The sequence below is a fragment of the Actinocrispum wychmicini genome (genome assembly GCF_004345645.1).
Lineage (GTDB): Bacteria > Actinomycetota > Actinomycetes > Mycobacteriales > Pseudonocardiaceae > Kibdelosporangium > Kibdelosporangium wychmicini.
The window spans coordinates 402,143-413,538 of sequence record NZ_SLWS01000004.1 but is presented as its reverse complement, the minus strand read 5'-3'; the positions used below and the strand labels follow the sequence as shown (position 1 = coordinate 413,538).

Here is an 11,396-nt window from a genome sequence, read left to right as displayed (position 1 = left end):
GCCTCCCCAGGCGCACAGCGTGCGTGATCCACAACTACCAGACGAATTCATCCTACCAGTGCTCGGCCGCGTTTGCGCAAGGATCAAAAAGCGCGCGCGGCCGGGTTACCGCTCGGCGGTGTCCATCTGATGATCAAAATCCGCAGGCTATTGCCGCGGCACGGACCGGGCGCCGCCCGGATCGCCGTGCCGGTCGGAAACAACCGATCGGGCTATTGTGCCGGTCTCTTCGCTGCTGTACCTGCGATATCCGTCGGCGTTCACGGTGGCCAGCGTCGGGAAGATCTCGCGGACGAGGTCCGGGCCACCGGTCGCGCTGTCGTCGTCCGCCGCGTCGTACAGCGCCTCCACGCACATCCGGGCGGCCTCACTCTCGGTGGCGCCATCGCGGTACAGCTTCTTCAACGCGCCCTTGGCGAAGTAGGAGCCCGAACCCACCGACTCGTAGTCCCTGTTCTCCGAGACGAACCCGGTCACGTCCGTGCTGAAGATCCGGCCGACACCCTGGCGGTCGTCCCACACGGCGTACAGCGGGATCACCGCGAGCCCGGCCTCGGCCTGCGCCAGGTTCGCCCTGATCATCGCGCCGAGCTTGTTGACCTTGCCCTCGATCGACAGCGGCACGCCCTCGACGCGCTCGTAGTGCTCCAACTCGATCTGGAACAGCTTCACCAGGTCGACCGCCAGCCCCACGGTGCCGGCGAAGGCGATCGCCGAGTGCCCGTCGGCCGGGTACACCTTCTCCAGGTCGCGCCGCGCGATCTGGTTGCCCATCGTCGCGCGCCGGTCGCCGGCTATCAGCACACCGCCCGCGTAGATCACGGCCAGCACGGTCGTGCCATGCGGCACCGCGTCGACGGGCTTCGCCGGCCGCCGGTTCCACGGCAGGCGTTCAGGCGCGTGGGTCTGGAGATACCGGAAGAACGAGGAGTCCGTCGCATCAGTGGTCAGACCGGGAACGGGGACTCCTGGGTACTCCACCACACTGTTCCTTTCCGTTGGCCGTACCGCACCAGCCTAGCGAGTTCAGCCTACGGCCGGTAGCGTGGACAGTGCCCGCGAACAGGGGAAGTGAGTCGCCACAGTGAGATGATCTCCGCGGTCCGGTACTCCGCCAAGGGATCCGACTGGTGGCGTGTTCGGTGCCGAGGCCGGGTGTCGAGCCGGTCGGCCACACACAGTCCTGCTGTGGCGAGCATTTCCGTCAACTCCTGGCGAGTGCGCAGGCCAAGTCGTTCCGCGAGGTCGGAGAGGACCAACCAGGCTTCGCCGCCAGGGGCCAGATGATCGGACAGTCCATAAAGGAATCGACGCAGCATGCGGCCGCCTGGATCGTAGATCGCGGCATCGAGCTCGGAAGTGGGAACGGCCGGCAGCCACGGCGGGTTGCACACGACCAAGTCCGCACGGCCAGGTGGAAACAGGTCTGCCTGTTCGATCCGGATGTTGTCCGCCAGACGGAGTCGGTCGACGTTGTCCTGGGCACAGGCGACCGCACGGGCCTGGATGTCGGTGGCCACGACCTGTCCCGCGCCGCGCTGGGCGAGCAGCACGGCGAGCACTCCGGTGCCGGTCCCGACATCGAAGGCGGTCGTCGCCCGTGGCCATGGCGCCGCGGCGACGAGGTCGAGATATTCCTGACGTGTCGGGGCGAACACCCCGTAGTGCGGGTGGATCCTTTCGCCGAGGACAGGTACCCGGACTCCGCGCCGCCGCCACTGATGGGCGCCGAGCACACCCAGAAGCTCCGACAGGGGCGTGACGAGTCGTTCGGTGGCAGGACCGTAGGCCTGCAGGCACGCCTGGGACACGTCGGGAGCGTGGGGAAGATCGAGGTGGTAGCCCGGCCCGAGTTCGATCAGCACCCGGCTCACGATGTGGGCGCGGTCGGCCGTCGCCCGCCGATACTGGTGGAAGGCGTCCGCCGGGGTGCCGTCATGCGGGACCGGGCGCCGGTCCAGCCGCCGTTTCACCGCGGCGAGCAACTGCCGCGCGTTGCGGTAGTCACCGCGCCACAGCACGGCTCGGTTCCGGCGAGCCAGCGACATCGCTTGCTCAGCACGAAGTTCATCGCCCGCCACAACGATGTCCGCCGCAACGAGATGGCGGTGTGCGGCTCCCCAGCGGGCGGACCGGACGCAACCGTCCTCACGCCACTGAACGTAGTGGTGCTCCACAAAGACTCCCAGGCACAGGGAGCCGTCTTCGTCGAGCGAGAGCGTTCGACAGAACGTCGAGGCGTGTGGCCGTCCGAAGACGGCCCGATTCGGTACGTACGCGAACAGCCGTCAGTCGGACGACGCCCGCCACACCACCGAACCAACAACCATGGACAGAACCGTACCAGCCCGCTTGCGACGGACGGTCATGCCGGGCCGGCGGTGCGAAGGTGCACCCGCAACAGTTCGCCCAGGTGCGTGCGCGCATCGTCCAGCGGCCGCGTCGACCTCGTGGCGCGGGCCTGGATGATCGCCCCTTCCAGGGCGCTCACCACGAAGCCGGCCAGCGAGCCGGCGGTGTCAGCGGCCAAACCCGCCTGTGCGAGCGCTCCAGCGAGGCGACTTCGCATCGCGTTGAAGACCTCGGCCGCGGCCTCGTGCAGCGTGGGTTCGTCCGAGCTGGCCAGGGCGGCGGCCGCGACCGGACAACCGGCCCTGAACGAGGTGGTCTCCAGGACGTCGCGCCACCACTGGATCAGCCCGTCGAGCCACGCCTGGGGGGACCGCGTGGTGGTCAGTGACCGGAGCAGCGCGTCCATCTGCTTGCCGGCGACCAGCGTGGCCGCCTCGACGAGTTCCGTCTTCCCGCCGGGAAAGTGTTGATAGATCGACCCACGCGCGGTACCGCTGTGCTCCAGCAGGTCAGTGAGGCCGGTCGCGTGCACGCCGCGCTCCCGCACCAGGGCGATCGCGCTGGTGATCAGCCGCTCCCGTGGGCCTGGTGTCATCCACATCTCCTAGACCGATCGATCTATGTGTGATGTCATGCTACGACATAGACCGATCGATCTACACCCGGAAGGCCGACCTATGAGCACCACATGGGCCAACGAACTGTCCGGCCTGGACGCACTGCGGGCCATGCGGTCCCTGCCCGAGCCCCCGCCGAGCATCGGCGTCCTGCTCGGCTTCCAGATCGACGAGCTCGAGTTCGGGCGCGTCGTCTTCAGCCTCAGTACCCGGCCGGACTTCGCCAACCCGCTCGGCACCGTGCACGGCGGCATCTGCGCGACCCTGCTGGACTCGGTGATGGCCTGCGCGGTGCACTCGACCCTGGAACCAGGCGCCGGTTACGGCACGCTCGAACTGAAGGTCAACTACATCCGGTCGGTGTCGACCGAGGGGCGACGCTTGATCGGCACCGGCAGCACCATCCACGTGGGACGCACCACCGCGACGGCGGAGGGCCGGGTGGTGGACGACGCAGGCAAGCTTGTCGCCCACGGCAGCACCACCTGCGTGATCCACCGCGCGAGCTGACTACGGAACGGTTCCCGCACGACGTGCGTGCGGGAACCGTTCCTCCTTGGGGTTATGGGCGGTTGATGTTGACTGTCGTCACGGCGTTGTCGCCTGGCTGGTAGGGCTTGCCCCAGACGAACACCGCTTTGGCCACGAAGATCACTGTGGTCCGCTGGTTGTTCACCGGGGTGGACGTGACCGAGCAGGTGCCTTCGGTGTTGGTGACGCAGAAACCGGGCAGAGTGACCAAGGACCCGGTGATCCAGTCGCCGTAGACGACCGCGCCCTTCACGGGTTTGCCGTCCTGGTCGACGATCTGTGTTGTCGCGGTGCCCGTCCACTTCGTTCCGGGACCTTTGGACGCGGTGCCGGTGAGCGCGCCGACGTGTGTCGACGGCGCCTTGGTGGTGACGCGCAGGTCGTCCACTGCCCAGTACCAGTCGCCGCCGGTGCCGGTGAGCCGGAACTTCACCTTCATCGACCTCGCGCCGGACGGCACCGGCACCACCAGTGACCTGCGGGCGGCCAACTCGTCCTTTGTGTACGTGTAGACCTGTTGGTCCGCCTTGCCGTCGAAGGACACCAGCACGGTGCCCTGCTGGGTGGTGCCAGCGCGGTAGTGCGACGCGAAGTCGACCGTGGCCGACGCCTTACCGGACACGTTGTAGCCCTGGGACACCAGTGTCGAGTCGAACTTCTTGCCGGAGCCGGACGGATTGCCTGTGGCGTTCCAACGTTGCGGGTCGGCCACCGCGAACGCCCCGCGCTCACGGACGTTCAGTTCACGTGACTGGTCGCGGCCCGCGCGGGTCCAGAAGTCGTCGGTGGTGAACGACCAGCCCCGCCACTCCGTGGTACCCACGTCCATCGGCTGCTTGGCGTTGTCGATGCTCCACCCCGCCGGGGTTTCCTGGGTGTATCCCTTGATTCCGGCCGGGATCCCCTTTTCGTCCTGGCGTTCCTTGAGCTTCGGCGTCAACGTCTCGAACGGGTCGGGGTCGGCGTCGGTCACCGGACGGCCGTCCAGCCCCCACGCCGGGTCGATCGTGACGCCCAGGTGGCGCAGCGCGGTCGGGGCCACGTCCACCAGCCGGGTGGTGGTGGGTTTGGCGCCGGCCGGGACTCCCTTGCCGTTGGCGATGACGAAGTCGCCGCGCTCCTCAGGTGAGGAACCGCCGTGCCCGCCTTTGTCGGTGTGGCCGTGGTCGGCGGACACCATCACGAGCCAGTTCTCGTCCTTGGCGGTCTTGCGGGCCTGGATGGCGTCCAACAGTTGGCCGATCTGCCTGTCCGCGGTTTCGACGGCCTTCTTGTACTCCGGACTGGCTCCGCCCTTGTCGTGTCCCCACTCGTCGATGTCGGCGAAGTACACGAATGCGGCGTCCGGGTTCTGCTCGGTCAGGTACTTCGCGGCGGCGTTGGCGATCTGCTGGTCCTGCACGGTGTAGTTGGCGTCCTGCAACGCGACGCGCACGTCCGCGCCGCTGCCGATCACCGGCTTGTCACCGAGGCCGATCGGCGCCCAGTCGGAGAAGAACCCGGTCGACAGGTTCGGGTTGGCCCGCTTGGCCAGGGTCAGGAAGTCCGGGTACTTCGCGAACTTGGGGTCGGCGAAGCTGTTGTCGCGCACGTTGTGCTTGTCCGGCCACACCCCGTGGGTCATGGTCGACCAGCCCGGCCCGCTGGAGGTCGCGGCCATCGGCTGGGCGTAGAGCGCGTTGGTGCCGAACAGGCCGGTGTTGATCAGTCGCTTCAGGTTGGGCGTGTCCGAGCTGAGGATCTTGTCCCAGCGCGCGCCGTCCAGTCCGATCAGCAGCACCTTGTCCTTGCTGACCCCGTTCGGCCCCTGCGGCACGTTCAGCGGTGGTGGGTCGACCGGGATGGCCTGGCTGGCCACCCGCACGTCGTCGATCGCCCAGTACCAGTTGTTGCCAGCGTCGAACAGGCGCCATTTCACGGTCATGTTCTTCGCGCCGGCCGGCACGTCCACGCCGAGACTGACGAAGTCGTTCTCCAGGTCCTTGCCCTGGTTGTCACTACCGGCATCGGGGCCGTAGCTCCGCACGACCTTGTCCTGGCCGCCGTCGAAGGACACCGACACGGTCGCCTTCTGCGGGCCGTCCTGCCGGTAGTGCGAGGCGAAACCGAGGTAGGCCTTGGTCAGCCCGGCCGGGATGTCGAAGGGTTTGGACACCAGTGTGCTGTCGAAGTTGCCCTTGGCCGAGGGCGAACCCTTGTCGTCCCACTCGTCCGGGTCGGCGACCGCGAACACCTTGTCGGCCCGGGTGAAGTTCTCCCGGTCCTGGCCGGCTTCGGCGCCCTTCCAGAACGGCATGGTGGTGAAGGACCAGCCCTGCCACTCGGTCACCCCCTGCGGCATGCCCGGCGCGAGCTGCACGCTCCAGCCGGCCGGTGGCGTGTGCGTGAATCCCTTGACCTCAGGGGGAATCCCGGTCTCGTCCACCCGGCTGCCCAGGGTCGACTCCAGCGAGTCGAAGTTCTCAGTCGCGATCATTCCTCCAGCCGGTGCGGCGGCCGCGGGGATGCCGACGCCTCCCGCGCACGCGGCGGCGACCGCCAGCGTGGTCAGCACTCTCCATCGAGTTCGACGCATGGTCGACCCTTCTCGAAAGGTGTCATGGACCCCGCCGACGGTAGGACTTGTCATGACAAGTTACGCGAACGTGAGGTGAACCCTCCCGGTGATCATCGTGAACATCCGATCATCACAGACACTGAGCCCGGTGAACTTGTCCATACCAGCTACCGACCCAGGACACGGAACATCAGACAGCCGCTCGTGAACGGAACCGACATCACCCCACGCACAGATTGTTCAGTGCCTCGTCGATCAGCGGGCCGGTGGCGGGCCAGTCGAAGTCTGGTTTGGTCAGGCGAAGGTTGGCCAGGCCGTGCACGACGGACCACAGCCAGATCGCCGCGTCGCGCGCGTCGATCTCGGGCACGCATGCCGCGGCGGCGTCGACCAGGGCGACGAACGACGCTCGTTCGTCGCCCGCTCCCAGCTTGGCTGGTCCGATACTGAACACCACGCGGTACAGACCGGGGTGGGTGGCCGCGAACTCAAGGTAGGCGCGGCCGAGCCCGCGAATGCGCTCCGCGGGCTCTTGGACACGCGCGATCGACTCGGTGAGGTGGTGGTCGAACATCCCGAAGCCGCGTTCAGTGATCGCGGACAGCAGCGCGGCCCGAGTGGGGAAGTGCATGTAGACCGAGGGCATTGTCACACCGACCGCGTCGGCGACGGCCCGGACCGTGAACTGGCGCTCGTCGACGGCGGCCGCGAGCAGTCGCTGGCCCGTAACGATAATCTCGTCGCGCAGACGCCGGCCCTGCCCCTTGGGGTTGCGCAACCGTGCCACACCGCACCTCTCGTCGGACGACGGTGGCTTGCAACCAGCAAGTCACTCCATCTACCGTAGAGGGGCGACTTGTCAGTAGCAAGGGACGGAGGGGCACGGCCACGCCTGCCACAATTGATCTCGTGTCACACACGTCGACCGCGGAGCATGTCGACGCCCAGGTCGCGGGTGTCCGCGACGATCCCATAGCGCGCTTGGCGTTGCTACGTCGCCTGTACGAGATCCCGGTCGGGCAGGACCGGGCCCGACTGCCCTTCCGGCGCGCGGCATCCGCCTTCATGGGCTGGCAACTGCGCCGAGGGCTGCTCAACCCGCTGACCGGCCCCCGGCCCGGCAGCCCGTGGTGGCGAGCAGTGAACGAAGCGCTCCTCCGCGACACCTGCGAGGCCCACTCACTCGCATTCGACCACAACGGACAACCCAGCGGACCCGGCGTGCGAGCGACCCTCGACTTCATCACCCGCCCCACCGCACGCAACTGGTACCGCGCGCACAACACCACCATCGTCAACGCCTACCTGACCAACGAGAAACTGGCCTATGCCGAAGGACGCGTCGAGCGGTTCTTCATCAACCTGGTGCTCGTGCGCGTGCTGTACACCCATGCCCTGGTGGCCGCGCCGCGTCTCGCCTTGAACTGGCTGGCTCCCCTGGCCCGTCCGCTCGGCGATCCGCGCCTGGGCATGACCGGCCTGTTCCTGTCCCTCTCGCGCGTGCTTCCCGCCTACTATCCGCTCGGTGACGACGTGCACCCGTACGTCGACGCGGAGAACGGCTTCGGCCACATGCTGGACGTCGGTGTCATCCTGCCCAGACTCCGGCAACTCTACGAATGGTCCGCCGGCGAACTCGGCCAGCCGGCACTCCGCGAGCTGCTCATCGACCGCACACCCAGCTACGCCTGGGGCCTCGAAGACGCCGAAGTGTGGCATCCGCGACCGCTGCGTCTGGCCCGCGTCGCCCGCTGGATGATTCCCGTTCCGAGCCGGTCGTGGAAGGCGTAGCATCCTGTTCCGAACGACGGGATGGGAGTCCGTATGTCAGACCAGACCTCGCTCGGCAAGGGCCTGCGGCTGCTGGACGTGCTGAGCGCCGCCGACGGTGCGCTCGGGCTGACGGAGCTCAGCCGCCGGGCAGCGATACCCAAGAGCTCCGCGCATCGCCTGCTCACGTCGCTGGTCGCCAGCGGTCTGGTGATACAGGACGCGACCGGTCACTACGGACTGGGTTTGCGGCTGTTCGAACTCGGCAGTCGCGTCGCCGCGCGCCTGGACGTGCGCGCGATCGCCCGACCGTTGCTGGAGGAACTGCGCGACGTGACAGGGGAAACGGCACACCTAGGGGTGCTACTCGACGACGAAGTGGTCTACCTGGAGAAGGTCGAAAGCGCGCGCATGGTCCGGATGAGTTCGCGCCTGGGCGGTCGAAATCCGTTGCACCGCACGGCACTGGGCAAGTGCCTGCTGGCCTTCGGATCGGCGGGGTTGCGTGAGCGGGTGCTGGCCGGCCCGTTGACCGCGCGCACGCCGGGTGCCGTGGTCGAGCCGAAGCGCCTGGTCGAGCAGCTCGCGCGGGTCCGGGCTCAGGGATGGGCGCTGGACGACGAGGAATCGGACGAGGGCCTGCGGTGCATCGCGGCGCCGGTGATCGACGCACGCGCACAGGTCGTCGCGGCGGTCTCGATTTCCGGCCCGACGACGCGAGTCACCAAGGCGCAGGTGCAGCCGTTGGCCGCGCACGTCGTGCGGTGCGCCACCGAAATCAGCCGAGGCGTCGGCGGCGGCACAGCGACAGTGGCATGAGCGACAACCCGCCGCGGCGACCGTTCGCCCACCTGCCCACCCCGTTGGAGCCGGCACCGCGGTTCAGCGACGCGCTCGGCGTCGAGGTGTGGGTCAAACGCGACGACATCGGCAGCCTTCCCTTGGCCGGCAACAAAGTCCGCAAGCTGGAGTACCTCGTCGCGGCCGCCATCGCCGAAGGCGCCGACACGCTGGTAGCCCAGGGTGCCGCGATCTCCAATGTCACGCGCTGCACCGCCGCGGCGGCCGCGGCGGCGGGGATTGACTGCCACCTCGTCCTCGGCGGCGGCGAACCCGTTGAGGCCAACGGGAATCTGTTGCTCTGTCGGCTGCTGGGCGCCCAACTGCACTTCGCCGACATCCCGTCCTTCGACGGCGCCCAACACTGGGGACAGCTGCACGCGCACACCGAGAAGCTGTGCGCGCACCTACGCGACGCGGGCCGACGCCCGTTCATGATGCCCGTGGGGTGCTCGGCACCGCACGGGGCGCTTGGTTTTGTCGTTGCCTACGGCGAACTGCTGGCACAGCTTGACGAGCGCGGGCTGACGCCGACCCAGATCTTTCACGCCAGCACCTCCGGGGGTACGCACGCGGGACTCGTGCTGGGGCGCCATCTGCACGCTCACGGACCGCACGTCGTCGGGGTCGGTGCGGCCGTGGTCTATCCCGATCTCGGCAAGCGCCTCGACGAACTTGCCGTTGGTGCCGCGCAGTTGCTCGGCCACCCGGTGCGGCCCGGCGAACTGACCTTCAACGTGCGCTTCGACCAACTCGGCGACGGCTACGCGCGGCCCACCGATCAGGCCAACACGGCCTTGCGGCTGCTGGCCCAGACCGAGGGCATCCTCACCGACCCGGTGTACACCGCGAAAGCGCTCGCCGCACTGGTCGGCGACGCCCGCGCGGGTGACCTGACGGGTCCCGTGGTCTTCTGGCACACCGGAGGGCTGCCAGGCCTGTTCGAACCGCAAGCCGCCGGGCCGTTGTGGCGCGGCGGTGTCGGTGAGTCGTGAGTTGGACACGCGGCGGTGGCGGCTCCGGACAAGCCGACCGGCCCTTCCAGTGCCATTACTCCGCACGCCCGGTGCGGTACCCCCAACCCATAAAAGGGAATAACGCCGATACTTCAGTTACCTGCCAAGTGAATACCTGGATGATGCGATGCTCCCCTGATCACTGCTGCGTATGATCGGATTGGCTTCACCAAGCCCCCTGATTACCAAAAGTGAGGTAGGCTTACGTGCACCTACGCCTTTTGTCACGCCGTCATTTCTCGGTCACGGCAGTGCTCGTCTCGCTTCTTTCGTTGATCGGTGTGACGACCACCGCCCAAGCCGCTCAACAGCCCAGCGCGCAGGCATCCGCACCACGGATCCTGACGTTCGCGAACAAGTGTGTCGACGTCCAGGGCGCGCACACCGAAGACGGCGCGCTCATCCGCCAGTGGACATGCAACGGAACAGTCGCACAGAACTTCACCATCGTGCCCCTCGGCGACGGCCGCGTCACCATCAAGACGTTCGCCAACAAATGCGTTGACCTCCAAGGCGCCCACTCCGAAGACGGCACCTGGCTCCGGCAATGGACGTGCAACGGAACAGTCGCACAGGCCTTCACCATCGTGCCGCTCAGCAACGGCCATGCCACCATCAGAACATTCGTCAACAAGTGTTTCGACGTCCAAGGCGCCCACACTGAAGACGGCACGTGGATCCGGCAGTGGACGTGCAACAGCACAGTCGCACAGGAGTTCACGGTCTAATCTCTGACCGGCGTGTCCACCATTCCGGGACCATGAAATTCCCCGTCGGCGTCCGCGTTGGGGAATTTCATGGTCCGGGAACGCGCGACACGGCGTTCAGAGTGTGGACGCCAGCGTCCGCACCAGGCTTCGAGCGAAAGCCGCCGGCTCGGTGATGTGGGCCAGGTGGCCGCCTGGGAACTCGGCGATCGGGAGGTCGAGCTGGCGGGCGAGCTCCGCGGTCGCCCGGTAGCAGGGATACCCGCGTGACTCCCGCCCGACAGCCGGGATGATCTTGGCGCGGTGGGCCCTCAACGCGGTCAGATCGAGCGGCGTCGCAGGGTACTGGCGAAGCTCATAGTCGAGCCAGTGGGCGAAACTGGCTCGTATCGATGGCGTGACCAGTTGCAACCACACGCCGCGACGCATGGCCTTGCGGTCGGATTCGGCGAAGGTCCTCTCCCTGAACAGCTTCAGCGCGGACCGCATTCCGTGATGGTGATACGTATCGTGCACTCGATCGAATATGTCGATCCACTGCTGAGCGTCGGGCAGCAGGCGCATCGCCGGCGGCTCGAAGGGCACGACGGTACGGACGCTGTCGGGGTGGCGAGTGAGCAGTTCCAGCGCAACCAGTGCGCCGGAGCTCTCGCCGAGCACGGCGGCGGGCCGGCCGCCGAGATGCTCGATCAACCCGGCGGCGTCGTCCGCGTCAGCGGCCAGTCGACTGCCGCGGTCCGGTGGCTGGTCGAGGTGGCTGCGAGAGAAGCCGCGACGAGCGTAGCGGACAACGCTGTAGTGGGCGGCCAGGCGCTTCGCGACTCGGACGAAGGCGAGCCCACTGCCGCCTGCGCCGGGTATCAGCAGCAGGGTCGGACCGCTGCCAGTCCTCCTGTACGACAGCCCAGCACCGGGAACCTCCAGCACAGGCATTGACTCCTGCCCTCCTTTCGGGGCGGTGAGAGCACCGTTCCGGCACCCTAGGAGACACTACGACTATGGTCAA

The 11,396-nt window shown here is 67.5% G+C and carries 11 protein-coding genes; 5 read left to right on the top strand and 6 right to left on the bottom strand.

Annotated elements, in window-relative coordinates; translation table 11 throughout:
- Positions 1-147: 147 nt before the first annotated feature.
- The 3 genes from prcB to EV192_RS20005 form a co-directional block, all read right to left on the bottom strand.
- Positions 148-981: a proteasome subunit beta gene (prcB, locus tag EV192_RS20015; RefSeq protein ID WP_243726955.1), complete on the bottom strand. Its 834-nt coding sequence runs from the start codon at positions 979-981 to the stop codon at positions 148-150.
- Between the two features lie 50 nt (positions 982-1,031).
- Positions 1,032-2,177, bottom strand: a complete 1,146-nt coding sequence (locus EV192_RS20010; RefSeq protein WP_243726954.1) for a methyltransferase — start codon at positions 2,175-2,177, stop codon at positions 1,032-1,034.
- A gap of 188 nt (positions 2,178-2,365) precedes the next feature.
- On the bottom strand, positions 2,366-2,947 hold the full coding sequence (locus EV192_RS20005) for a TetR/AcrR family transcriptional regulator (RefSeq protein WP_132117484.1): 582 nt from the start codon (positions 2,945-2,947) through the stop codon (positions 2,366-2,368).
- Between the two features lie 82 nt (positions 2,948-3,029).
- On the opposite strand from EV192_RS20005, the gene EV192_RS20000 reads away from it, so the two are divergent.
- Positions 3,030-3,479, top strand: coding sequence for a PaaI family thioesterase (locus tag EV192_RS20000; protein WP_132117482.1), 450 nt, complete (start codon positions 3,030-3,032; stop codon positions 3,477-3,479).
- 52 nt (positions 3,480-3,531) lie between these two features.
- On the opposite strand, the gene EV192_RS19995 is transcribed toward EV192_RS20000, so the two are convergent.
- Entirely contained in the window at positions 3,532-6,075 is a 2,544-nt protein-coding gene (locus EV192_RS19995) for an alkaline phosphatase family protein (protein WP_132117480.1), read from the bottom strand.
- Positions 6,076-6,277: 202 nt separating this feature from the next.
- Entirely contained in the window at positions 6,278-6,844 is a 567-nt protein-coding gene (locus EV192_RS19990; RefSeq protein WP_132117478.1) for a TetR/AcrR family transcriptional regulator, read from the bottom strand.
- Positions 6,845-6,966: 122 nt separating this feature from the next.
- On the opposite strand from EV192_RS19990, the gene EV192_RS19985 reads away from it, so the two are divergent.
- The 4 genes from EV192_RS19985 (at position 6,967) to EV192_RS19970 (ending at position 10,411) form a co-directional block, all read left to right on the top strand.
- Positions 6,967-7,848, top strand: a complete 882-nt coding sequence (locus EV192_RS19985; RefSeq protein ID WP_132117476.1) for a hypothetical protein — start codon at positions 6,967-6,969, stop codon at positions 7,846-7,848.
- A gap of 33 nt (positions 7,849-7,881) precedes the next feature.
- Positions 7,882-8,646, top strand: a complete 765-nt coding sequence (locus EV192_RS19980; RefSeq protein ID WP_165960499.1) for an IclR family transcriptional regulator — start codon at positions 7,882-7,884, stop codon at positions 8,644-8,646.
- Positions 8,643-9,662: a pyridoxal-phosphate dependent enzyme gene (locus EV192_RS19975; RefSeq protein ID WP_132117472.1), complete on the top strand. Its 1,020-nt coding sequence runs from the start codon at positions 8,643-8,645 to the stop codon at positions 9,660-9,662. Before EV192_RS19980 ends, EV192_RS19975 begins: the two co-directional genes overlap by 4 nt.
- A gap of 302 nt (positions 9,663-9,964) precedes the next feature.
- Complete coding sequence (locus EV192_RS19970) at positions 9,965-10,411, top strand: RICIN domain-containing protein (protein WP_165960498.1); 447 nt, start codon at positions 9,965-9,967, stop codon at positions 10,409-10,411.
- A 96-nt stretch (positions 10,412-10,507) separates the two neighbouring features.
- Here the strand turns inward: EV192_RS19970 and EV192_RS19965 are convergent, their stop codons facing one another.
- Positions 10,508-11,323: an alpha/beta fold hydrolase gene (locus EV192_RS19965; protein WP_132117468.1), complete on the bottom strand. Its 816-nt coding sequence runs from the start codon at positions 11,321-11,323 to the stop codon at positions 10,508-10,510.
- Positions 11,324-11,396: the final 73 nt, after the last annotated feature.